Origin of the sequence: Bifidobacterium vespertilionis, from assembly GCF_008698145.1 — a bacterium.
GTDB lineage: Bacteria > Actinomycetota > Actinomycetes > Actinomycetales > Bifidobacteriaceae > Bifidobacterium > Bifidobacterium vespertilionis.
The window spans coordinates 115,732-137,118 of sequence record NZ_RZNZ01000001.1 but is presented as its reverse complement, the minus strand read 5'-3'; the positions used below and the strand labels follow the sequence as shown (position 1 = coordinate 137,118).

19 protein-coding genes, 3 tRNA genes and 1 pseudogene are annotated in these 21,387 nt (G+C 65.7%); 5 read left to right on the top strand and 18 right to left on the bottom strand.

Annotated features, from left to right (window positions below):
* Window positions 1–166 precede the first annotated feature (166 nt).
* The 3 genes and pseudogenes from EMO90_RS00555 to EMO90_RS00545 form a co-directional block, all read right to left on the bottom strand.
* Window positions 167–943 (bottom strand): amino acid ABC transporter ATP-binding protein, encoded by a 777-nt coding sequence (locus tag EMO90_RS00555; protein WP_150354981.1) that lies wholly within the window; start codon window positions 941–943, stop codon window positions 167–169.
* A 254-nt stretch (window positions 944–1,197) separates the two neighbouring features.
* Window positions 1,198–2,148 carry a magnesium transporter CorA family protein gene (locus EMO90_RS00550; RefSeq protein WP_150354982.1) on the bottom strand — a complete coding sequence of 317 codons (951 nt, stop codon included), beginning with the start codon at window positions 2,146–2,148 and terminating at the stop codon, window positions 1,198–1,200.
* A 150-nt stretch (window positions 2,149–2,298) separates the two neighbouring features.
* Window positions 2,299–4,291 (bottom strand): annotated as a pseudogene (locus tag EMO90_RS00545) (DUF5696 domain-containing protein).
* An 884-nt stretch (window positions 4,292–5,175) separates the two neighbouring features.
* On the opposite strand from EMO90_RS00545, the gene EMO90_RS00540 reads away from it, so the two are divergent.
* Window positions 5,176–6,486, top strand: coding sequence for a class I SAM-dependent methyltransferase (locus EMO90_RS00540; protein WP_150354983.1), 1,311 nt, complete (start codon window positions 5,176–5,178; stop codon window positions 6,484–6,486).
* A 25-nt stretch (window positions 6,487–6,511) separates the two neighbouring features.
* Here the strand turns inward: EMO90_RS00540 and EMO90_RS00535 are convergent, their stop codons facing one another.
* Window positions 6,512–8,086, bottom strand: a complete 1,575-nt coding sequence (locus tag EMO90_RS00535; RefSeq protein ID WP_150354984.1) for a S10 family peptidase — start codon at window positions 8,084–8,086, stop codon at window positions 6,512–6,514.
* Window positions 8,087–8,194: 108 nt separating this feature from the next.
* Window positions 8,195–8,599 (bottom strand): pyridoxamine 5'-phosphate oxidase family protein, encoded by a 405-nt coding sequence (locus EMO90_RS00530; protein WP_150354985.1) that lies wholly within the window; start codon window positions 8,597–8,599, stop codon window positions 8,195–8,197.
* Between the two features lie 266 nt (window positions 8,600–8,865).
* Between EMO90_RS00530 and EMO90_RS00525 the strand changes: the two genes are divergently transcribed.
* Window positions 8,866–9,786 carry a DMT family transporter gene (locus EMO90_RS00525; RefSeq protein ID WP_150354986.1) on the top strand — a complete coding sequence of 307 codons (921 nt, stop codon included), beginning with the start codon at window positions 8,866–8,868 and terminating at the stop codon, window positions 9,784–9,786.
* A gap of 37 nt (window positions 9,787–9,823) precedes the next feature.
* On the opposite strand, the gene EMO90_RS00520 is transcribed toward EMO90_RS00525, so the two are convergent.
* Both EMO90_RS00520 and EMO90_RS00515 read right to left on the bottom strand, forming a co-directional pair.
* Complete coding sequence (locus EMO90_RS00520) at window positions 9,824–10,654, bottom strand: DUF1287 domain-containing protein (protein ID WP_150354987.1); 831 nt, start codon at window positions 10,652–10,654, stop codon at window positions 9,824–9,826.
* 170 nt (window positions 10,655–10,824) lie between these two features.
* Entirely contained in the window at window positions 10,825–11,772 is a 948-nt protein-coding gene (locus EMO90_RS00515; RefSeq protein ID WP_223849855.1) for a hypothetical protein, read from the bottom strand.
* An 85-nt stretch (window positions 11,773–11,857) separates the two neighbouring features.
* Here EMO90_RS00515 and EMO90_RS00510 point away from each other — a divergent pair, with 85 nt between their 5' ends.
* On the top strand, window positions 11,858–12,049 hold the full coding sequence (locus tag EMO90_RS00510; RefSeq protein ID WP_150354988.1) for a hypothetical protein: 192 nt from the start codon (window positions 11,858–11,860) through the stop codon (window positions 12,047–12,049).
* 17 nt (window positions 12,050–12,066) lie between these two features.
* Here the strand turns inward: EMO90_RS00510 and EMO90_RS00505 are convergent.
* The 3 genes from EMO90_RS00505 to EMO90_RS00495 form a co-directional block, all read right to left on the bottom strand.
* Window positions 12,067–12,139, bottom strand: a tRNA-Ala gene (locus EMO90_RS00505).
* A gap of 94 nt (window positions 12,140–12,233) precedes the next feature.
* A tRNA-Ala gene (locus EMO90_RS00500) sits at window positions 12,234–12,306 on the bottom strand.
* Window positions 12,307–12,426: 120 nt separating this feature from the next.
* The gene (locus EMO90_RS00495) at window positions 12,427–13,131 is read right to left on the bottom strand and encodes a nitroreductase family protein (protein ID WP_150353161.1); all 705 of its coding nucleotides are present in this window, start codon (window positions 13,129–13,131) and stop codon (window positions 12,427–12,429) included.
* Window positions 13,132–13,276: 145 nt separating this feature from the next.
* On the opposite strand from EMO90_RS00495, the gene EMO90_RS00490 reads away from it, so the two are divergent.
* Together EMO90_RS00490 and EMO90_RS00485 are read left to right on the top strand one after the other, a co-directional pair.
* Window positions 13,277–14,356 (top strand): hypothetical protein, encoded by a 1,080-nt coding sequence (locus EMO90_RS00490; protein ID WP_150353162.1) that lies wholly within the window; start codon window positions 13,277–13,279, stop codon window positions 14,354–14,356.
* Between the two features lie 18 nt (window positions 14,357–14,374).
* Window positions 14,375–14,563: a hypothetical protein gene (locus EMO90_RS00485; RefSeq protein ID WP_150353163.1), complete on the top strand. Its 189-nt coding sequence runs from the start codon at window positions 14,375–14,377 to the stop codon at window positions 14,561–14,563.
* A 165-nt stretch (window positions 14,564–14,728) separates the two neighbouring features.
* Here the strand turns inward: EMO90_RS00485 and EMO90_RS00480 are convergent, their stop codons facing one another.
* The 8 genes from EMO90_RS00480 to EMO90_RS00445 all read right to left on the bottom strand — a co-directional run bounded on the left by EMO90_RS00480 (window position 14,729) and on the right by EMO90_RS00445 (window position 21,318).
* Window positions 14,729–15,466 (bottom strand): histidine phosphatase family protein, encoded by a 738-nt coding sequence (locus EMO90_RS00480; RefSeq protein WP_150353164.1) that lies wholly within the window; start codon window positions 15,464–15,466, stop codon window positions 14,729–14,731.
* Between the two features lie 58 nt (window positions 15,467–15,524).
* Window positions 15,525–15,938 carry a ribosome silencing factor gene (rsfS, locus tag EMO90_RS00475; protein ID WP_150353165.1) on the bottom strand — a complete coding sequence of 138 codons (414 nt, stop codon included), beginning with the start codon at window positions 15,936–15,938 and terminating at the stop codon, window positions 15,525–15,527.
* Between the two features lie 4 nt (window positions 15,939–15,942).
* Window positions 15,943–17,337 (bottom strand): bifunctional UDP-N-acetylglucosamine diphosphorylase/glucosamine-1-phosphate N-acetyltransferase GlmU, encoded by a 1,395-nt coding sequence (glmU, locus tag EMO90_RS00470; RefSeq protein ID WP_150353166.1) that lies wholly within the window; start codon window positions 17,335–17,337, stop codon window positions 15,943–15,945.
* Window positions 17,338–17,440: 103 nt separating this feature from the next.
* A tRNA-Gln gene (locus EMO90_RS00465) sits at window positions 17,441–17,511 on the bottom strand.
* A 120-nt stretch (window positions 17,512–17,631) separates the two neighbouring features.
* Complete coding sequence (locus tag EMO90_RS00460; RefSeq protein WP_150353167.1) at window positions 17,632–18,654, bottom strand: ribose-phosphate diphosphokinase; 1,023 nt, start codon at window positions 18,652–18,654, stop codon at window positions 17,632–17,634.
* A gap of 104 nt (window positions 18,655–18,758) precedes the next feature.
* The gene (gene nadD / locus EMO90_RS00455; protein ID WP_150353168.1) at window positions 18,759–19,469 is read right to left on the bottom strand and encodes a nicotinate-nucleotide adenylyltransferase; all 711 of its coding nucleotides are present in this window, start codon (window positions 19,467–19,469) and stop codon (window positions 18,759–18,761) included.
* Entirely contained in the window at window positions 19,466–20,017 is a 552-nt protein-coding gene (locus EMO90_RS00450) for a phosphoribosylglycinamide synthetase (RefSeq protein WP_150353169.1), read from the bottom strand. The genes nadD and EMO90_RS00450 overlap by 4 nt, the downstream gene beginning before the upstream one ends.
* On the bottom strand, window positions 20,014–21,318 hold the full coding sequence (locus tag EMO90_RS00445; protein ID WP_150353170.1) for a glutamate-5-semialdehyde dehydrogenase: 1,305 nt from the start codon (window positions 21,316–21,318) through the stop codon (window positions 20,014–20,016). Before EMO90_RS00445 ends, EMO90_RS00450 begins: the two co-directional genes overlap by 4 nt.
* Window positions 21,319–21,387: the final 69 nt, after the last annotated feature.

Sequence of the window (21,387 nt, the reverse complement as noted above, 5' to 3'; positions counted from 1 at the left end):
AGTGTTTCCTCTCTTGTGTACGGCCCGTATTCCCGAACCGCTCTCGATCATAGGAACGTCATATTTCGTAGGACATTCCCCGTTTACGCAGAATTTACGTGCTGCGTCTTGACGGGCGCCGCCGATTCCCGACGGCGGCGCACCGCGGGCCCTCGCCCCGGCCGGCTCAGTGCTCGAGGATCTTGCTCAGGAAGTCGCGGGCGCGCTCGGTCTTCGGATGCGAGAAGAACTCGTCCGGCGTGCCCTGCTCGAGGATCTCGCCGTCTGCCATGAAGACCACGCGGTCGGCCACCTGGCGGGCGAAGCCCATCTCGTGGGTGACCACGATCATGGTCATGTCCTCCTTGGCGAGGTCAACCATGACGTCCAGCACCTCGTTGATCATCTCCGGGTCCAGCGCGGAGGTGGGCTCGTCGAACAGCATGACCTTCGGATGCATGGCCAGGGAACGAGCGATGGCGACGCGCTGCTGCTGGCCACCGGACAGCTGGGCCGGCAGCTTGGACGCCTGGGAGTCCACGCCCACGCGGGCGAGCAGCTCCATGGCCTCCTTCTCGGCCTGGGCCTTGGGGATCTTGCGCACCTTGCGCGGGGCAAGGGTCACGTTGTCCAGAATGGTCTTGTGCGCGAACAGGTTGAACGACTGGAAGACCATGCCCACCTCGGCGCGCAGCTTGGTGAGCTCCTTGCCCTCCTGCGGCAGCGGCTTGCCGTCGATGCGGATGTCGCCCGAATCGATGGACTCGAGGCGGTTGATGGTGCGGCACAGCGTGGACTTGCCGGAGCCGGAGGGACCGATGATGACGAGCACCTCGCCCTTGCCGACCTTGAGATTGATGTCCTTGAGGACGTGCAGCTCGCCGAAATGCTTCTCGACGTGGCTCAGCTCGACCAGCGGGTGGTCTGCGGATTCGACGGCGGCGGTCTCGGTGTTCTCGGTCATACTGACACCCCTTATCACTTGGCTTGGCGCGGAATGCTGTTCTCCGCGCTATCGGAGGGTCAGGCTAACACGGTTTTGTAACGGATGGGTATAGTCGGCGGCGAGATCATGCCCATCGGCTCACAATGCGGACAACTTGTGGACGCATCGTTAACAGAGCGCGGACACCTTGTGGACGCATCATCAACACAGCGCGGACACGCTGTGGACGTAATATCAACACCGCGTGGGCCATTGCGGACGCGCTGTTTGCTCTACTTGAACATTCGCGAACGGGTAAGGAACCACGTGACCACCGCCGAGATGGCCAGGGAGATGAGGATCACCACCGCGAAGCCCCACGGCTTGTCCGTCAGCGGCATGCCGAGCATGCCCTCCTGGAAGTTCATGCCGTACATGGAGAACACGAGCGTGGGGATGGACAGCGTGATGGAGATGATCGTGAAGATGCGCATCACGTTGTTCAGGTTGTTGGACACGATCGAGGCGAAGGCGTCGGTCATGTTCGCAAGAACGCCGCTGTAGATGTTGGCCATCTCGATGGCCTGCTTGTTCTCGGTGATGACGTCGCTGAGCAGGTCGGCGTCCTCCGGGTACTGCTTGATGCGCGCGAGCGTGCCCAGCTTCTCGAGCACGATTTCGTTCGACTTGAGGGACGTGGCGAAGTAGACCAAGGTCTTGCTCAGCTCCAGAAGCATCAGGATCTCGCGGTTCTGCATGGAGTGGCGCAGCTTCAGTTCCAGCTTGTCGCTCTCGCGGTCGATGATGCGCAGGTAGCGCAGGTACATCGTGGCGTTGCGATACAGGATCTGCAGGATGAAGCGCGACTTCATGAACGTGTTGAAGCCGCGGATCGTGCCCTCCATGAACGGATGGAGCACCGGCGTGTCCTGCATGCACACGGTGATGATGAGCCCCTCCGTGACGATGATCGACAACGGGATGGTCTCGTACCAGTCGCGCCCACCGCGCTCCTCGACGGTCGGGATGTCCACGATGACCATGGTGTAGTCGCCCTCGACGTCCACGCGGGAGCGCTCCTCGTCATCCAGCGGGGCGCGCAGATCGGCCAGATCGATGCCGGTCTGGGAGGCCACCGTGGCGAGTTCCACGTCGGTGGGTTCCGACAGGCACAGCCACGATCCGTTCTCGGGTTTATTGATCTGCTCCACCTGGCCGTTGATGGTGCTGAAAATGCGCAACATGGTCCTCACCCGCCTCCCGTTTGTTCGCTGAGCGGGAACCATCCCGCCATTCACCTCGCTCTAGGATAGTCCCCCTCGGGACGCGAATCGGTCCCGGGGAGGCGTTTTCCTCCGTTTTCGAGGGCGAATCCCCGCGAATTCAGCCGGCGTTCACCTTTCGGGGACGTCCACCCGCCAGCTTCCCGCGGCGAAGTCCACGATCACCGCGGTGCCGTCGGCGAATTCGGTGCGCTGGACCTTCGGGTCGCCGCCCACGAACGAGAAGCCGGTCATCTCCTCCATGGCCACGCGCCGGTGCATGTCCGCCACCTCGCGGCACCGGGCGACCGCCTCCCTCAATTCGGCGGCCTTGGCGTCGTCGATGTCCCCGTCGAATCCGGCGTATGCGGCGTCGCGGATCAGGTAGGGGGCACCGCCGTTGAGCAGGGCGTAGAGCATGTAATCCTCGCCACCCTCCACGTCGTCCATCATCCACGGCTCGATCACGCAGTCGTGGTAGACAAGGTTCTGCAGCGGGACGGGCACGCCGTCGCGCGGGGCGCCGGGACGGTTCATCTGGAAGTCGTAGGGCGCGTAGTGGCAGAACACCAGACTGCGCATGGCCCAGTCGGACACCTCCTCGGAGGAGGTGAGGATGCCCTGCGCGAGCAGCCAGTCGAAGCATTCGGCGCGTTTGGCGAAGCAGTCCCTCCGGCTCATGCGGTGTTCCGGATTCGCGCATTCGTCGCCCTCGTTGCAGGTGAACACGTCCAGATACGTGCCGTCGAGCCGGACGCCGGCGTGCATGATCTCACGGTAGTTGCGCTTCACGTAGTCGGGCGCGAGTTCGGCGCACAGGTAGTTCTGCCGGCCGCCCGCCCACAGCGCGTGCTCGGGGTGCGAGCCGTCCGGCAATTGGACCGCGTTGGCGATGCTGTGGCTGGCGGCCGTGTGGTAGTAGTCGCGGTACTGGTCGTGCAGGCCGAACCGGTACCCAAGCTCATGGGCGGTGTCCGCGAGCGCCTTCAGTCCCTCCCATCCACCGGCCTCACGGCAGGCGGGCGTGTAGTCGGGGTGGGCGTTGTCGTAGCCGGGCTGTCCCCAGCCGTCGAGGTGCATGTAGAGGCGTTCGACGCCGAAGTCGTCGTGCAGCTGCCTCAGCTGTCGGGCGCGCTGGTCGAAGGTGACGAGGCTGTGGTTGTTTTCGGGGTGTTCGGCGTCCCAGAAGCGGGAGTCGGGCTGGACGACGGTCTTGGCCCCCACGTGGAGCCACATCGCGCCGGCGAGGTCCGCGACGCTTGGATTGGCGGCGGCCTTCTGCTTCAGCGTGACGAGATTGCCGTGCTCGGCGGCGTGGCGGCGGTATGCCTTGGCCACGCCGGTGACGGTGGCCTGCACGCCGGTCAGGATGCGCAGCCGGAGCACGCGGCGGTAATCCATGCGCCCAAGGCTTGGCTCGAACCAGATGCCGGCATGCGTGTATGGGCCGCCGGCGGGGGTGGTCGATCTCATAGCCGGTGTTCCACGGGGTTTCGCAGATGGCCAGCAGCGCGTCGGCGTCCGGCCGGGCGATGCCGGGGCCGCCGTCCGCTTCATTGGCGTCCATCCCGGCGAACGCGCCGCCGCGCAGCTGGGCGAAGAAGGGCATGTAGCCGCCTTCGGTTTCGAAGCGGCCGTTGAAGGGGATGGGGCCGGTGGAGTTGGGCCAGTCGTTGGGGATCAGCGTGCCCTGGCAGTGAGTGATGAGGGTGGCCCAGTCGGCGCGCGGCTGGTCGAAGGCGAAGGGCGCGGGCCATCGCACGGCGGCGATGGGCGCGGGGTACCTGTCGCATTCGCTCATGGGGATCCATTCGGCCACCACGTCGCCGCTGCTCGCCTCGATCCAGATGAGCGTGCGGAAGGTAAGCCCGTCCAACCCGGGCAGTCCGGCGTAGTCGGAGACGATGCCGGCGCCGGTGCCGAAGTCGCGCGTGCCGTGGTGGATTTCGGCGGCCTGCGAGAACGGGATGCGGGTGTGGGCGTCGTCGTTGAGCTCGATGGATGGCGTCAGGCCCTCGGCCGTGCGCCAGAGGTGTCCGTCGCGCTCCAGCGTGATGGCGAGGGTTTCGGGGTCGAGGGTGATGGTGCCGCCGCCTTGCGTGCACCTGATGGGATCGGGATTCATGGTCATGGGCAGCACTGTAGCAGCCGCGCAGCCGGGATCGCCGGCATGGAGGCGCATGTTCCGGTTCACGATTTTTCGGGGCTCACAAATCGTGAACCGAAGCCTGTTCGTATGAACATTGGATATCGTTGCGATTCCGCCGTTTTCTCCCCCAATTGGACTCCAGTTGATCCCCAGTCGCCCAGTTGCCTCATCGCAGTGGATTTACTCATTCCACCCCGCCCATTCCGCCTCCCAGCCCCGCCAGCCCCGCAAACTGGGCAATTCCAGCCGCTTTCCCCGCAAACTGGGCAGATCCGGTCATCTGGAGCCCCAAAATCGCCTCTAGACGACCGGATCTGCCCAGTATGCAAAACCGACGTCCCGATCTGCCCAGTTTGCGCCCCGGCTTACCCGGCCCGCTTACCCGGCCCGCATCATCAACCGGACGGATCGGAACAAGACGGACCAATCACCAGAGCGAACTGGGCGCACCGGGACGCGACGAGGCATGGCGCAAGGTGGCGTTGTAATGGGCGTGCAGCATAGCGGCTCGATGATGTCACAGGTCATACGCTTGCGGATCAGCCAAATACGGGCCGTGCAGGCCGAAATCCGCGATTCGCAGCATGATCGGGCCGATTTCCGGGCATTTTTCGGCCCTATAGTGCTGCGAAGAGCCGAAATCGGCCCGCGAAGCCCGTAATGTTGCGCGGATATCACGCGCCGGCAGCCCCTCCCACAGGCCCCGCATGTCCCGAGAAGCAGAATGAGCGAATCCGATGTCCCGCACCCCGGCGAATGTGCGGGAATGTGCGTTTCCGGTTCACGATTTTCAGACCCGGAAAATCGTGAACCGACATAGCGCGCAATCCCGTTCCGATCCGGCCCGATACAATGGCGGCATGCCGAATTTGCCGAACATTGACGAGCCGACCCGCGCGTTCATCGCCGCGCACCGCGACGAGGATGTGCGCGAGCTGGCCCTGCACCCGGGGCATGCGGAGGGCGTGGACCTGCCGTTTGCGCTCGACCAGATCGCCGGCCGGCGCAAGGCCCTGTCCAAGCTGCCCGAATGGGCCGCCTGCGAGGACGTCGTCTATCCGCCGCATCTGGCCATGGAGCAATGCTCCTCGCAGTTCACCGCCCGGTACAAGGCCGATCTGGCGCGCCGGCTCATGGCCGCGCGCACGGGAGGAGCCCCGACGAACGACAAACCGGCAGCCAGCGACTGTGCGGACGGAGCCGCTCCGGGACGTGAGCTGATCGACCTGACCGGCGGCTTCGGCGTGGACTTCTCCTACATGGCGCGCGCATTCGAACACGCCACCTATGTGGAACGGCAGACCCAGCTGTGCGATCTGGCCGGGCACAACATGGCCGCGCTCGGGCTCGAAGGCAGGACGCGGATCATCAACGGCGATTCGGTCGCCTATCTCAATGGTCTGCCCGCCGACGCCGCCTCGATGGTGTTCGCGGACCCGGCCCGGCGCGACGAGCATGGCGCGCGCACCTACGCCATCGCCGACTGCACGCCGGACGTGCTGGCTCTGAAGGACCGGCTGCTGGAGGTGGCGCCCATCGTCATGATCAAGCTCTCCCCCATGCTCGACTGGCGCAAGACCGTCGCCGACTTCGGCGGGGCGGTGTCCGAGGTGCACATCGTGTCCACCGGCAACGAGTGCAAGGAGCTGCTGGTCGTGCTGCGCCGGCGGCCCACCGCGGCGGACGACGTGTGGATCGCGTGCGTCAACGACGGCCAGCGGCTGGAATACGCGCTCGGCGAGGAGACGGAAGCGGCAGCGGCGGCAATCATGGAAACGGAATCCATCCCGCCCATCCCGATCGGCGAGGCGACGACCCTGTACGAGCCGAACGCCTCGCTGATGAAGGCCGGCTGCTTCGCGCTGCTCTCCCGCAGGTTCCATGTCCGCCAGATCGCCCCGAACAGCCATCTGTACGTGGGCTCGGGCACGGCGGACCCGACTTTCCCGGGACGCGCGTTCGCCGTGCAGGCCACGTCGACCATGAACAAGCGCGAGCTGAAGGCCGCGCTCGCCGGCATCGATCAGGCGAACGTGGCCGTGCGCAACTTCCCGCTCACCGTCGCACAGCTGCGCAGGAAGCTCAAGCTGCGCGACGGCGGGGGCGTCTACCTGTTCGCCACCACCACGGCCGACGGCACGCACACGCTGTTCGTCACGCGCAAGGCCTGACAGTGCGATGAGCGGCGAGACCCGTTCAGAGCGCCGGCTGCTCGGGCGCGGGACGCTCGTCGATCGCGGCGAGATCGGCCACATCGGCCGCGTAGAAGCGGGTCAGATCGGCCGTGAACTTCGCCAGGCTCTCCTCCGAGCTGTAGAGCATGTGGCCGGCCGGGTAGTACGTGAACGCCACGTTGCCGCGCAGGGGCTTGGGCAGCCCAAGGTGGTCGATGTCCTGCTCGGTCTGGAAGAACGGGGTGCACAGGTCGTACACGCCGTTGCCGATGAGCACCTTCAGCGTGTGCTGGTGGGCGATCGCCGCGGCCAGATCCGGCACCACGTTCGGGAACGGGATCTTCGGGCCCCACGAGCTTTTGGTCATGTCCGGCTGGGTGTGCCACCAGGTCCAGCCCTTGCCCGGCTCGGTGGACTCCCAGTCGAAGTCCGCGAACCCTAGGCGCTCCCGCTCGCCCTCCCATCCCAGCTCGTCGCGCAGATAGGCGTTGGCCAGCGAGGAGTAGGCCGGATCGAGGAAGGCGTCGTCCACCACGAAGGTCTCCTCGTCGCTCATGCGGTCCAGATCGTAGCCGGCCACACGACCGTCATAGCGGCCCACGATCCGGTCCTCGCCGCGCAGCAGCTGCTTGCGGAAACGCATGTCCAGCACGCGCAGGTTGGAATCGTAGACGTACTGCGCGTCCAGGCCGGTCAGTTCGGCGTAGCGTTCGGCCACGCGGCGCTTGGCCGCCTCATCCAGGGAATCGCCCATGGCAAGGGCGAGGCGCAGCGGGCCGTTGGCGAACGCGCGGGCCGCCTTCAGATGATCGGCGAGCTCCACGCCGGACGCGGCGCGGCCATGGTACTTGGCCACGGAGGCGAAGGTCGGGAAGTAGCCGATGTAGTACTGGTCGCCGGTGTCCAGCGTGAAGGCGTAGTCGAGGATGTTGGAGATGAGCGTCAGGCCGTTGAGGGCCACGCCGTCGGACTGCAGGCGGTATGCGAGCGCGGCGCCGCGCGTGGTGCCGTACGATTCGCCGAGCACGTACTTCGGAGAGTTCCAGCGGTGGTTGGCACTCAACCAGCGGCGGATGAACGCGGAGAAGCCCTTCACGTCGCCGTCCACGCTCCACAGTTCGGCCTTGGCCTTCTCCGCGATGGTGGAGAAGCCGGCGCCGGCCGCGTCGATGAACACCAGATCGGAGACCGGCAGCAGCGTGTGGGCGTTGTCCACGAGCGCGTAGGGGGCGGCGGGCACGGGTGCCGCGTCGGGCACGCTGATGCGCTTGGGGGCCAACGAGCCCATGAGCAGGAAGGTGGTGGACGATCCGGGGCCGCCGTTGAAGATGAACGTGACGGGGCGGGTGCGGTCCGTCTGTCCGTTGGTGGGATCCACCACGGTGAAGGCCGCGTAGAAGATGTTGGCGGCGGGCTTGACCTTGCCCGCGTCGATGTCCAGCGTGCCCACGGTCGCGTCGTACGCCCATTCGCGCCCGTCGATGGTGATGTTGTGCCGGGTGGTGTGGCTGGTGGGCTCCGGCAGCCCGTTGCGCTTGTCCGCCTGCTCCTTGGCGGCGTTCTCCGCCTGCTGCTTTGCGGCGTCCTGTTCGGTCATCGTTTGCCGTTCCTTTCGATGTGGATTGTCTGATGGGGATTGCGTACGAAGACGCCCCTCGCCGCGCATGGCGCGGAAGGGGCGTTCCGATTGCTGGATTGGTACCGATCAGTCCTTGGCGATGGTCTTGCCGGCGTTCGCGCCGGAGGAGAGGTCCTGGATCTCGATGACCTCGAGCACGGGGATGACGGCCGGCTTCTTGGTGCCCTTCTCCTCGGCGACCTTCACCTGGGCCTCGTAGATGTCGTCGTCCACATGCAGGACCACGTTGCCGCGGAAGCGGTAGCCCTTCTTCTCGGCGAGGTTGGCGTAGGCGATGACCAGCGGGGAGCCGTCCTTGAGGTTCTGGTAGGCCTGGCCGGCGGTGCGCTCATGGTAGGCGATGTGGTTCTCATCGAGCACGAACAGGCTCATCTTCGGGCCGAGGTCCAGCTGGCCGTCCTTGGACACGGTGGAGATCCAGCCCAGGTTGTTCTCGATGAATTCCTTGATCTCGGGGGTAATGGTTGCCATATCGGCTCCTTTCGAAGGCTTGTGCATTCCTTTCTTAGCGTACCGAAAACGGGTTCGCTGCGCACGGTTTTCGCCCTGCGTTTCGCGCAGCGACAATCGATTGTGACCAACATCACCCGCGGGCGGGTTCATGACGACACGCGCCCGCCGGACATGCGCGAATCGGGACACGGCGGCGGCTAGTGTGTTCTCGGATGGGCGCGCCGAGGCGCCGAACATCCCGAGAACAACATCAGACGTATGAACTTGAAGGAGTGCAAGGCAGTATGGCAGTCCGCAGTCGGTTCCAGCAGTTGCGCAGCAAGTGGTCGCGTACGTTCCCGCCGAATCTGGCGCGGCTCATGCTGCTGACCTGCGCCGCCCTGTGGGGCGGCAGCTACCTGATCGCGAAATTCGCCATGGTGGCCATCCCCCCGCAATGGCTCATGGGCATCCGCGTGCTCGGCGCCTGCACCTGCATGATGCTGCTGTTCCATCGCGTGATCCTGCCCGCGCTGACGCCCAAAATCCTCGTGCCCGCGCTCGTGGTGGGCGTCACGTACTGGGGCACGATGGTCACGCAGACGATCGGCCTGCAGACCATCGACCCGGGCCGCAGCGCGTTCCTGACCGCCGCATACTGCGTGCTCACGCCGTTCGCCTCCTGGCTCGTCGCCAAGACCAGGCCGGGCATGATCAACCTTGTGGCGGCCGTGATCTGTCTGGTCGGCGTGGGCTTCGTGTCCCTCAAAAGCGGCGGCAGTCTGGCCCTGAGCACCGGCGACTGGCTGACCATCGCCACCTCGGTGATCTTCGCGTTCAACCTCACGTTCCTGGGCGTCTACGCCAAGCGGTTCCATCCGATCGCGCTCACCTGGGTGCAGTTCTTCGTGGCGGGCGTGCTGTTCATCGCCGGCGCGCTGTTCACCGAGCCGATGCCCAACGGCGCATGGCTGCAGCCGAGCGTGGTCGCCGCGTTCCTCTACCTGTTCCTGGGCGCCACCATGACCGCGCAGATCATGCAGAACATCGGTCTGGCGCACGTGCCGCCGGCGCAGGCGTCGATCATCATGTGCACGGAAAGCCTGTTCGCGGTGGTGTTCTCGGCCATGTTCTGGGGCGAGGCGATCACATGGAACTCGATCGTCGGCTTCTCGCTGATCTTCGCCGCCGTGCTGCTGTCGATCATCAGAAAACGCAAGAACTGAACCGCCGACGGCATGCCGGAAACGCGCGGCGGGCGGCTCAGCCCTCCCAGGCGCGCAGCACGCCGGCCGGCACCTTCGACGCGTCGAAGCGGTAGTGTCCGGTGACGGTCATGCGCAACGGCGCATCAAGATAGTCGTTGTCTCGGTCGGGAGCGCCCATGTTGTGCAACAGGTACGGGGTGCCGGTTGCGCTGCTGGCCTTGTCCGAGACGACGGCGATGTGCTTCGTGGTCTCGAACGTCACGATGTCTCCTGGCTGCCACTGCGCATGGTCCGCCGCATCCGTGGTCAGGGATTGTCCGTATCGGCTGAAGAACACGCCCAGCACGCCGGTGCGGCGGAAATCGATGTTCGGGTCCGGCTTGGGGGCCACCGCCCGGTAGGCCTGCGGATGGGCGGCCACATCCGCGTCCACCATGGCCTTGAGATCGTAGCCGGCCTCGCGGAAGGCGCGCCACACCAGATCGGTGCATGCCCCACGGTCCGCCGGCGGGTAGCCGCCCGCATAATACCCGTCGTCGTACGCCGGTTCCGCCTCGGCATCCTTGCGGGCGCCGATGACAATGTCCGTGGTGTCATCGATGCCGTTGCCGTTGTAGTCGGTCGGGCTCTTCACAATCGCGAGCGGCGTGGTCGCGGGCGGCTGGGACTGCGGAGCCGCGACCTGCCCGGAGGTCTTCGGGATGCGAGGGATCAGCGCCGCGACGCCTCCGCGGCCGAGCACCGCGAGCGCTCCCCCGCCCAGTATCAGCAGCAGGAGCGTCGCGATCACCAGCACGGCGGCGATGCGGCCGGCACCGCGCTCGGCGTCCCGCCCGGAAGCGCTCCGATGCCCGGCCCCATCATCCTTCGCATGTTTCCAAGCCATGCGGACCTCCTCGCATACGACCCCGTCAGATGATGTCCTCAAGTGTAGGAAACGGGGGAAGGAGGACGACGATGGAATGCGGGATTCCCATGGGATGCACACGGATCGGATACGAAAAAGGGCCGGTCATCATCTGACCGGCCCCTGTTGTCCATTTATTCTTTGCAATGTCAAAACAAAGTCGGCTGCTCGCCAACACCGCGATGCTCATGAACTTTTACGATGGCGACGTAACGCGTTGTGAGTCTGTTATTCTCGTCCAATGCCTTCTCCACCCTCATGTCCACGCGGTAGATGTCATTGGCGCGCATAGCCTCCTCGCCATCAAGCACACGCTTCTTGAACTGCTCGTCCGCCAAAGTGACGAACTGCGTCTTGATGCCATCGGTGATTCGCCATTTGCCATTCTCCCGAAAGGACACATCAAGCGCCTGAATGACGATCTCCACGGTATCCTCGGTACGCTCTTTCTCCTTGGGATCGTAATGGGAGATGGCGTCCGCCTCTTCCGTATCAACCGTCTCATCGCGCGTGCCGGATTGGAACTGCACGAGGTCGATGCCATCCTCCAATGTCGGTGCGACCGCCCCCTTGATGGCCTGGACGAACTCCGGATTTTTCAAAGCCTCAACGGACGCCTTCAGTTCACGCATCTTCGACCCATCGGGGAAGATGATGTCCACAAGGTCGAGCCCATTCTCGTCCCTGCCGGCATCCTCGACCGTCGCCGGGTTCACATGATTGGCAAATCGTTTGACAAGCCTTACCGCGCCGAAATAAATGGCCATCAGCCCGGAAGCGTTGACCACCGCGGTCACGCCAGGCCCGGCGAGCAGCCCCTCCGCCTCGTTGACAAAGTGAAGAAGCAGGTCGATGGTGAAGGAGCCCTCGCGGGTCGCCTGTGCGTTGAGATGCACCCGGGCTTCGGGAGCCACATCCTTCTGGATGACGTCAAATGCCTTGGCAAGGGATAGGAGAGCCGGGGCAAGCTGTTTTACGTCCATTTCATGGGAGCGCAGAACCTCGCCGTCATAGCGCACATACAGGGTGTCCGCTTCAGGGCCCCGCACGGTGCCAACACCGCGCCCGCCAGCAGCAAGCCGCTGGGAACTGGTCATGTTAGCACGGACATTCTTCCGAGTCATCATTCCTCCCACACCTTTTCAGGATGCATCAATCGTAACCGGGCAACCTTAACAGGACATGAGGGAAAAATCATCAGATGGCCAACATCGCGTAATAGCAATCCGCCAAGGGCGCATTCCTCTGGTAGCCACCTTTGAGCGCCTATTGGTATTCGCCGTGATCGAAAGCAGGCTTCAGGGGTTTGACATGGCGTTGCCGGCGACTGAGGAATGGCGCCATTCCAACGATAAAGGGCCGGTCATCATCTGACCGGCCCCTGTTGTCTGTGGAGCTAAGGGGATTCGAACCCCTGACCCTCTCCATGCCATGGAGATGCGCTACCAGCTGCGCCATAGCCCCGTGTGAAGTTATCGGATCCCGCGAGCCCGAACGGCCCACCGCGAATCCGGCGGCAAAACCCTCGACATCCACCGATCGCAAAGGCTTCGCATCGTGGAGCTAAGGGGATTCGAACCCCTGACCCTCTCCATGCCATGGAGATGCGCTACCAGCTGCGCCATAGCCCCGTGCTCGTTAAGCAACTCGAGTAAATATACTCACTTTTCCTCAGTCTGCAACCGCCCGCGTGTCGCACGCTGTGTCCGCGACTCACGCACCGCGGACACAGCAACGAAGGCATGCCGGGCTCACGCCCAGACGAAGTTCCCCTCGCCCGCGCCCAGCTCGAAATGCAGCTTGGCCACGCCAAGGCAGATCTCCGCCTGCACGCCCTCCAATGCCTCGCCGCGAACCGTGCGGCCGTCGGCGAGCAGCGTGAAATGGACCGGCTGCTTGCCCAGCGCGCTCGGGGCCAGCTGGACGGCTTCAAGGCCCTTGATGAACCATTCGGGGGCACCGGCCAGCGGATCGTCCGCGGGAGCGCCCTCGACCGCACCCAATTCCTGGACGGGCTTGCTGCGATGCGGTCGGCCGGGACGGTTGCCATGGCCGAATGCGATCACGGCGGGCATGCGCTCATCATCGCCCAGCAGCCACGCGCCGGCGTGTTCGCGGGACTCGTGCAGCACGGCCCAGCCGGTGTCGAGGCCGCGCATCACGGCCTCCAGAGCCAGTCGCTCGCCGCAGTAGCCGGCGCGCTCGTCCAGATCGGCGGGATCGTCGTCGCGGCCGATCAGCGCGAAGCAATGGTGCACGCCCTTGAAGCGCCCGTAGTGGGTCGGACATTCGCCGAAGGCGTCGCCGTCGTCGATCACGAGTTGGATGTTGAGCCCGTGACGCTCGTTGAGCTGGTCGACGAGGCTGCGCAGATCGTCCAGCGTCGCCTCATCGACGGGCTGGTCGCTGTAGTCGCGCACGGCGTGGCGCGCGGACATGGCTTCGATGATGTTCAATTCACTCTCCTTGTTCGCTACCCATCCTAGCGGCGGGACCGACGAGCAAGGCAAAGGCGGTCGCAACGTGGCATGCGCCATGCTGCGACCGCCCGGAAACCTATGAAACGATGCCGCTTCCGACGCTCGTCAGCGGGATGCGGAAGTGCCCGCGCTCACCGAGGATTCGGCGTTCGTCCCGGACGCGCTGTTGTTCGATCCGCTGCCCGAATTCGACGATGAGCCCGAACCCGAGGAGGAACCGGAACCGTTGCCCGAGTTGGACGAGCTTGACCCCGAATTCGACGAGCCGGAATTGGACGACGAGGAACCGGAACCCGAAGTGGAATCCGACGACGAGCCCGAATTCGACGATGATCCCGAACCCGAGGAGGAACCGGAACCGTTACCCGAGTCGGACGAGCTGGACCCCGAATTCGACGAGCCGGAATTGGACGACGAGGAACCGGAACCCGAAGTGGAATCCGACGACGAGCCCGAACCCGAGGAGGAACCGGAACCGGACGTGCCGGAATCGGCGCCGGACGTGCCCGAGGCCGTGCCCGAATCGGACGAGGAGCCCGAGTTTGCGCCGGATGTGGCGTTCGATCCCGCCGTGGAGCCCGAGGTGGGCTCCGACGTGGACTCGGAGGTCGAATCCTTGTCCGCATCGCCGGACTGCTCCGTGGAGGAACCGGACGGCGTGCTCTCGGTCGCCTTGGGCTTGGGCGTCTGCGTGGTGGTGCTGGTGCTGACCAGATCGCGCACCACGGAGTCGGTGCCGTGCCCGTTGGTGACCAGCATGATCACGGCGCTGGTGGCGGCCACGGCGAGCAGGGCGCTGGCGATGGTGATGATGATCGCCGTGCGCTTGCGTTTGGCGGCCGCGCGGCTCATGGCCAATGCGCCCGAATTGGTGACATGGCGGGACATGCCGGCGTGCGATCCGACGACCCGCGGCGCGTTCGGCGCGCCGGAGGAGGATGCGGACGCCTCGCCTACCGCCACGCGGCCCACCGCATCGTCCGATGCGATCGTCTCCGCCACCGCGGCGCGTTCGGCGGCGTCCAAGCCGGCCTCGGCATCCTTGACCTTGGCCGCATCGGAGGCCTTGGCATCGGACACTGACTTGCCATCGGCCGCGGCTTTGGCACCGTCCTTGGCATCATCCGCCGAGTCCGGATCCGGGCCGCCGACAACGGTCTCCTGGATCTTCTTCGTGGATTCGCGAAGCACGTTCTGGTAAATCTGAGAGGAAATGGCGGTGACGATGGAACTGATCGCCACGCCGATCACCGAACCCGCCAGCCCGATCCGGGCCGACAGCAGGAACGACGTCACCGCCGCCAGGGCACCCGCGGTGATGGGCACCCATGAGATGTTCCGGAAGAAACCTTTCAACCAACGACCTCCTCCGCGTCCGGCGCTCCCGCGCCCGGCGTACGGAACCTGATAACAACAATTATGTGCAATCAGGCAAGGTAGCACGTCGGGAGACAGAAACGCTGGGGATTACGCGCGCGGAGGGTGTTGGCGGCCGGTTATTTGCAGAATCCTTACATATTCCTTACGGCCGGGACTGCGGATCACTCCGCAGGCCACTGTCCGCAGGTCGCAGTCACAGCGAGGGATTGTCCCACTGCTCGGTGTCCGCTTCGGCCGGACCGTGGTTGTAGTCCACCAGACGCCAGTGCTCGCGCCCGTCGGCCACGTCGGTCAGGGACAGACGGGCCCAGTGGGCGTTGCGCATGGAGACGACGCCGCAATAGTTCGGATTGTCCGAGGCGTCGCCGAGCAGCGTGTACACCACCTGCGAGATCCAAGCGCCATGCGAGAAGACGAACAGCGTGGTGTCGTTGCCGGCGCGGTAGGCCCAGTCGTTCAGGGCCGCCACGCCGCGCTCCCCCACGTCATGCCGGCGTTCGGCACCATGGTTGAGCTCGCCGCCCTGCCAGTTGGCGTAGGAGCGGTAGTCCTCGGGGTACTTCTCGCGCAGCTCGGTCACGGCCACACCCTCCCAGTCGCCGAAGCTGCGCTCGCGCACGCGCTCGTCGGGATGGACCTCAAGGCCCAGCGGGTCGGCGAAGGCGTGTGCGGTGGCGGCGGCGCGGGACAGGTCCGAGCAGACCACCAGCTGTTTGGTGCCGGGGCGGCGATCCACGTACAGGGACTTGAGCGCCTTGGCGGTCTGGGCGACCTGCCATTCGCCCGTCGCATCCAGCGGGATGTCCACCTGCCCCTGAAACCGGCCGGCAAGGTTGTAGGAGGTGCGCCCGTGACGCACGAGGATCACGGTGGAGACGTGCCTCGGATGGCTGTGCTCGGTGTCGCCGTACAGATCGGTGATGGAAACCATGGTTCGCCTTTCGATTGACGGATTGCTCCGGACGGATGGGCCGGACCGGCCTTGCGGTTTACGCCCGGACCGCTTCGGGCGAGTCCTGCGCCGTGACCGGCGCGGGCTCCTCGGGAAGATCGAGCTCGATGAGCGGGCAGTCCTTCCAGAGTCTTTCAAGGTTGTAGAACTCCCTGGTTTCATCATGCATCACATGGATGACGAAGTCGCCGTAGTCGAGCAGCACCCACTGCGCCTCGGTGAGGCCTTCGCGTTCGCGCGGCTGGAGCCTCTCCGCCTTGTACAGCTTCTTCTCGATCTCCTCGGCCACGGCCAGCACCTGGCGTTCGTTGCGCGCGGAGGCGATCATGAAGATGTCGGTGATGCCCAGGGGCTGGGAAACGTCGAAGGCGACGATGTCGGTGGCCTTCATCTTGTCCGCGGCGAGCGCGGCGATGCGGACGGAATCGATGGAGCTTTGCAGTGCGGCCATTCGATCAGCGCTCCCAGGCGGGCTTCCAGCCCTCCACCACGTGCTGCGTGTTCTCCGAATAGGCCATGGCGTCCTGGGGCACGGCATGGCGGATCACGCTGCCGGCGCCGGTGGTCACGCCGTCGCCCACCTGGACGGGGGCGACGAACAGGTTGCCGGCGCCCACGTGCACGTTGGAGCCGATCTCGGTGTGGTTCTTGTGCACGCCGTCGTAGTTGGCGGTGATGGTGCCGCCGCCGATGTTGGTGTGCGAGCCCAGATGCGCATCGCCGATGTAGCTCAGGTGCGGCACCTTGGTGCCCTCGTCGATGTGGGCCTTCTTCATCTCCACGAACGCGCCGGCCTTGGTGTCCTCTCCCAGATCGTTGCCCTGGCGCATGTAGGTCCACGGGCCGATGTTCGCGCGCGCGCCGATATGGCTTTCCTGCACGCGGGAGCGCTCCACGTGCGCGCCTTCGTCCACGGTGGCGTCGATCAGCGTGGTGTACGGTCCCACCACGGCATCCGCGGCGACCACGGTGTGGCCCTGCAGGAAGGAGCCGGGCAGCACGGTCACGTCGCGGCCCAGCTTGACGTCGTCGTCGATCCACGTGGTCTCAGGGTCGAGGATCGTCACGCCGTCACGCATCCAGCGCTCGCACACGCGGCGGTTGTGGGCCTTGGCCAGGGCGGCCAGCTGCACGCGGTCGTTGACGCCCTCCACGCTCATCGAATCGGGCGCGGCGAAGGCACCCACCACGCGACCCAGGCCGCGGGCGGTCTCCAGGGCGTCGGTCAGGTAGAACTCGCCCTGGGCGTTGTTGGAGTTCAGCCCGGCGATGGCCTGCTCGAGCACGTCCGCCTCGAACACGTAAACGGAGGTGTTGACCTCCTTGACGGCCAGCTCGCTTTCATTGGCGTCGCGCTGTTCCACAATGCGCAGCACGGAGCCGTCCTGCTTGCGGATGATGCGGCCGTAGCCGGTGGGGTCGGCCAGTTTGGTGGTGAGCACGGTGGCGCCGTCGTGATGGGCGGCATGGAAGTCGATCAGCGAATGCAGCGTGTCGGCGTCCAGCAGCGGCATGTCGCTGGCGGCGATGAGCACCGGGCCGTGGAGCTTGCCGTCCGGGCTGCCGGCTGCCAGCTGGGCCATCGCGCACTGCACGGCGCGTCCGGTGCCGGGGATTTCATCCTGCTCGACGATCACCACGTCCGGATCGTAGCTGCGGGCCGCCTCGGCCACGCGCTGGCCCTGATAGCGGACCACGACTGCAAGCACGTTGGCGTCGAGCGCCGAAACGGAGTCCATCACCCGGTGGAGGAATGTCTTGCCGGCGAAGGTGTGCAATACCTTCGGCGTGGCTGAACGCATGCGGGTCCCCTCGCCCGCGGCCAGGATGATGGCGGCTGAAAGCTCCATGAATTCGATGTCCTTTCCGTGAGATTTCGCCGGATATGAGCCGGATATGCGAATGGGGCCGCCCGCCTCGAAGTTTCGAAGCAAGCGGCCCCATTCTCGGCAGTTCCCCCACCTGGACTCGAACCAAGACAAAGGGTTCCAAAGACCCGTGTGCTGCCATTACACCATGGGGGAAGGCGGCGGGCCGAAACCCGCCAAGTGTTTATTATGCCATACGCAAGGACGTGGTCGCCACGCGCACGGCGAACACGATGGGATTGCGTCCGCTAGGCGAGCAACGTCAGCCGAACAGCATCAGGCGAACAGGAAGCCCTGGCCGTGATGTTCGGGGTACGTGTCGAACAGCTCGGCCACGGAACCGTCGTCGAACACCGCGCGGATGGCGCTTGCCAGCAGCGGGGCGATGGACAGGACGGTGAGGCCGGGCCAGCGCTTCTCCTCCGGGATCGGCACGGTGTCCGTGACCACGACCTCGCGCGCGCCGCATTCCTTCAGACGCTCGATGGCGGGGCCGGAGAACACGCCGTGGGTGGCGACCACGGTCACCGAGTTGGCGCCCGCGTCCCTGAGGACGTTGCAGGCGCCGGCGATCGTGCCGGCGGTGTCGATGAGGTCGTCCACGAGCACGCAGTCCTTGCCCTTGACGTCGCCGACGACGCGGTTGGCGACGGCCTGGTTGGGTCGCGTGATGTCGCGGGTCTTGTGCACGAAGGCGAGCGGGCCGCCGCCGAGGCGCTGCGCCCACTGCTCGGCCACGCGGATGCGGCCGGCGTCCGGGGAGACGACCGCCACGTTGTCCAGCTGGCCGCGGAAGCGGTCGCGGATGTAGTCCACCAGCACCGGCATGGCGATGAGGTGATCCACCGGGCCGTCGAAGAAGCCCTGGGACTGCGCGGCGTGCAGATCGACGCTCATGATGCGGTCCGCGCCGGCGGTGGCGAGCATGTCGAACACCAGACGGCAGGAGATGGGCTCGCGGCCGCGGTGCTTCTTGTCCTGGCGGGAGTAGCCCAGCAGCGGGCAGACGGCGGTGATGGAGCGGGCGGACGCGCGCTTGAGGGCGTCGATCATGATGATCTGCTCCATGATGGCCTTGTTCACCGGCGCCGCATGGGTCTGGAGGACGAACACGTCTGCGCCGCGCACGGATTCCGTGTACCGCACGTACATCTCGCCGTTGGCGAAGTCGTAGGCAGTGGTCTCCAGCACGTCGATGCCGAGTTGCTCGGCCACGTCCGTCGCCAGCTTGGGATGGGCCCGGCCGGTGACCAGAATGAGATTCTTATCGGGCTTTCCTTCGAGGATTGCGCTCACCATTGTCTCCAAATGTACGTCGCGTAGTTGACCCTCAACAGTGTAACGATCGCCGCAGACCGCCGACTACGTACCGGTGTCGGCGGATCGCCGCGACCGGCCTCCCGTCATCCGCGCCCGTACAGGCCGTGCTTGCCGATGTACTGCACCACTCCGTCGGGCACCAGATACCACACGGGCTCGCCGGCCTCGCTGCGCCGGCGCACATCGGTGGAGGAGATCGCCAGGGCGGGGATCTCCAGAAGGTCCACCTTGCCTTCGGGCAGGGCGTCGATGTTGAGGCCCTTGATGCTCGACGAGTATCCGGGGCGCGTGACGGCCACGAAATGGGCCAGGTCCCACATCCGGTCCGCGTCCTTCCATCGCACGATCTCCGCCACGGCGTCCGCGCCGGTGATGAAGAACAGCTCGGCGTCGGGCCTCAGCGCGCGGATGTCGCGCAGGGTGTCGATGGTGTAGGTCACGCCGGGCCGGTCGATGTCCACGCGCGAGACCGTGAACTTCGGGTTCGACGCGGTGGCGATCACGGTCATGAGGTATCGGTCCTCGGCGTTGGTGACGTGCTTGTCCAGCTTGAAGACGGGCCGGCCGGTGGGCACGAAGATCACCTCGTCGAGGTCGTACACCCACGCCACCTCGGAGGCCGCCACCAGGTGGCCGTTGTGGATCGGGTCGAACGTGCCGCCCATGATGCCCACGCGGGGCACGGCATGGCGGTTGCCGCGCGTGGAGGTGCGCCCGCCGCGCCCGCCGGTCAGCGCGGAAAGGTCGGACATGCGGCGGCGGGTGGCGGGGATGTTGGTCTCGTCCACGCTCATGCGGCTTCCTCGCGGGCAACCTCGGCGGCCTGCGACTCCTCGTCGCGGGCCTCGCTCTTGATCTGCGCGGCGGTCGGATCGTCCTCGCCCGGGTCGATCTGGTTCATCTCCTCGTCCCACTCGTCCTGGACCACGCGGCGGATCTCCGCGAACGTGGGCAGGGGGAAGTCGGGCTGGAACGTGCGGCGCACCTCGGCCACGCGCTCGGTGATGCGGATGAGCGTGTCCGTCATGCCGTCGATGTCGTTCTCGCGCTCCATGGCGCGGAAGCGGCCCACATACTGCTCCATGATGGTCATCTGCTCGCGGATGAACCTGACCTGCGCCTCGTCGAGGTCAAGCACGTCGGGATCGTGCTCGTCGGGCCAGCGGATGAGCACGGCGTCCGCGTATTCCAGCGAGGCGCGCTGCTCGGCCGTGGCGATGCCGTCCTCGATCTGCACCAGGAAGACGTAGCGGACCATGCTCAGCCGCTCGGAGGCGATCCTGAAGCCGAGCTTCGGATCGCTCGTGTCGATGTCCAGCACCTTCATCACGTCGTCGTTCATGCGCGTACCTGTCCTGTTCCGTATCCGATCCATTTGGTGGTGGTGAGTTCCTCGAGCCCCATGGGCCCGCGGGCGTGCATCTTCTGGGTGGAGATGCCCAGTTCGGCGCCCAGGCCGAACATGCCGCCGTCGGTGAAGCGCGTGGAGGCGTTGACCATGACCACGGCCGAGTCGATGCGGCGGGTGAAGCGCTCCACGGCGGAATAGTCCTCCGCGAGGATGGCCTCGGTGTGTCCGGTGGAGTGCGCGTTGATGTGGTCGATCGCCTCGTCCAGCGAGTCCACCACCTTCACGCCCATCCTGAGGGCCAGGTACTCGGTGTCCCAGTCCTCCTCCTCGGCATGCAGCAGACTGAGCCCGTCGATGGCCGCGCCGCCGATGATGTCGAACGCCTCGCGGTCGGCTCTGAGCTCCACGTCGCGTTCGGCGAGCGCGCGGGCGATGACGGGCAGGAAGGCCTCGGCCACGTCGCGGTGCACCAGCAGCTTCTCGGCCGCGTTGCACACGCCCACGCGCTGGGTCTTGGCGTTGAGGATGACCGGCACGGCCTTGGCGAGGTCGGCGGAGCGGTCCACGTAGATGTGCACGTTGCCGGCGCCCGTCTCGATGACCGGCACCTTGGAGTTGCGCACCACGGCCTGGATGAGCCCCGCACCGCCACGCGGCACCAGCAGGTCGATGTGGCCGCGGGCCTCCATCATGGCCGTGGCGCCCTGGCGCCCGAACGGGTCAACGGTGGCCACGAGGGCCGGATCGAAGCCGTGGTCCCTGAGCACGCCGGCGATCACGGACAGCGTGGCCGCGTTGGTGCGCTCGGCCGCGTGACCGCCCCTGAGGATCACCGCGTTGCCGGACTTGAGGCACAGGGCCGCCACGTCCACGGTCACGTTGGGACGGGCCTCGTAGATCATGCCGATCACGCCGATCGGCACGCGCACCTGCGTGAGCCTCATGCCGTTGGGCAGGTTGCGGCCGCGGACCATTTCCCCAACCGGGTCGGGCAGGGCGGCCACATTGCGCACGCCATTCGCGGTGGCGGCGACGCGCTCCACGCCGAACTTCAGACGGTCGAGCTTGCCCTGGTCCATGCCCGATTCGAACGCCTCGTCCATGTCCAGATCGTTGGCGGCCGCGATGCGGTCGGCCTGTTCGTCCAGAGCGTCCGCAATGGCCAGCAGCAGTTCGTTCTTCGCCTCGCTGTTGGCCTGGGCGAGCGCGCGCTGCGCCTCGGCCGACCGGTCCGCCTTCGCGCAGACCTGGCGGAACACCTCCGGGTCGAGCGCATCATCCGATGACCCCATGCCAACCCCCTTTCCCGCACGCCCCCTTTGGGGACGATGGTTGCCTATGAATCACTATGGGCCACGATG

Excerpts from the sequence above, each read along its gene's own strand:
- EMO90_RS00445 (WP_150353170.1), bottom strand. The coding sequence starts at position 21,318 with ATGGGGTCATCGGATGATGCGCTCGACCCGGAGGTGTTCCGCCAGGTC.
- EMO90_RS00515 (WP_223849855.1), bottom strand. The coding sequence starts at position 11,772 with ATGACCAGTTCCCAGCGGCTTGCTGCTGGCGGGCGCGGTGTTGGCACC.
- EMO90_RS00530 (WP_150354985.1), bottom strand. The coding sequence starts at position 8,599 with ATGGCAACCATTACCCCCGAGATCAAGGAATTCATCGAGAACAACCTG.
- EMO90_RS00460 (WP_150353167.1), bottom strand. The coding sequence starts at position 18,654 with ATGGTGAGCGCAATCCTCGAAGGAAAGCCCGATAAGAATCTCATTCTG.
- EMO90_RS00510 (WP_150354988.1), top strand. The coding sequence starts at position 11,858 with ATGAGGGAAAAATCATCAGATGGCCAACATCGCGTAATAGCAATCCGC.
- EMO90_RS00525 (WP_150354986.1), top strand. The coding sequence starts at position 8,866 with ATGGCAGTCCGCAGTCGGTTCCAGCAGTTGCGCAGCAAGTGGTCGCGT.
- EMO90_RS00535 (WP_150354984.1), bottom strand. The coding sequence starts at position 8,086 with ATGACCGAACAGGACGCCGCAAAGCAGCAGGCGGAGAACGCCGCCAAG.
- rsfS (WP_150353165.1), bottom strand. The coding sequence starts at position 15,938 with ATGGCCGCACTGCAAAGCTCCATCGATTCCGTCCGCATCGCCGCGCTC.
- nadD (WP_150353168.1), bottom strand. The coding sequence starts at position 19,469 with ATGAGCGTGGACGAGACCAACATCCCCGCCACCCGCCGCCGCATGTCC.
- glmU (WP_150353166.1), bottom strand. The coding sequence starts at position 17,337 with ATGGAGCTTTCAGCCGCCATCATCCTGGCCGCGGGCGAGGGGACCCGC.
- EMO90_RS00520 (WP_150354987.1), bottom strand. The coding sequence starts at position 10,654 with ATGGCTTGGAAACATGCGAAGGATGATGGGGCCGGGCATCGGAGCGCT.
- EMO90_RS00540 (WP_150354983.1), top strand. The coding sequence starts at position 5,176 with ATGCCGAATTTGCCGAACATTGACGAGCCGACCCGCGCGTTCATCGCC.
- EMO90_RS00480 (WP_150353164.1), bottom strand. The coding sequence starts at position 15,466 with ATGGTTTCCATCACCGATCTGTACGGCGACACCGAGCACAGCCATCCG.
- EMO90_RS00550 (WP_150354982.1), bottom strand. The coding sequence starts at position 2,148 with ATGTTGCGCATTTTCAGCACCATCAACGGCCAGGTGGAGCAGATCAAT.
- EMO90_RS00555 (WP_150354981.1), bottom strand. The coding sequence starts at position 943 with ATGACCGAGAACACCGAGACCGCCGCCGTCGAATCCGCAGACCACCCG.
- EMO90_RS00450 (WP_150353169.1), bottom strand. The coding sequence starts at position 20,017 with ATGAACGACGACGTGATGAAGGTGCTGGACATCGACACGAGCGATCCG.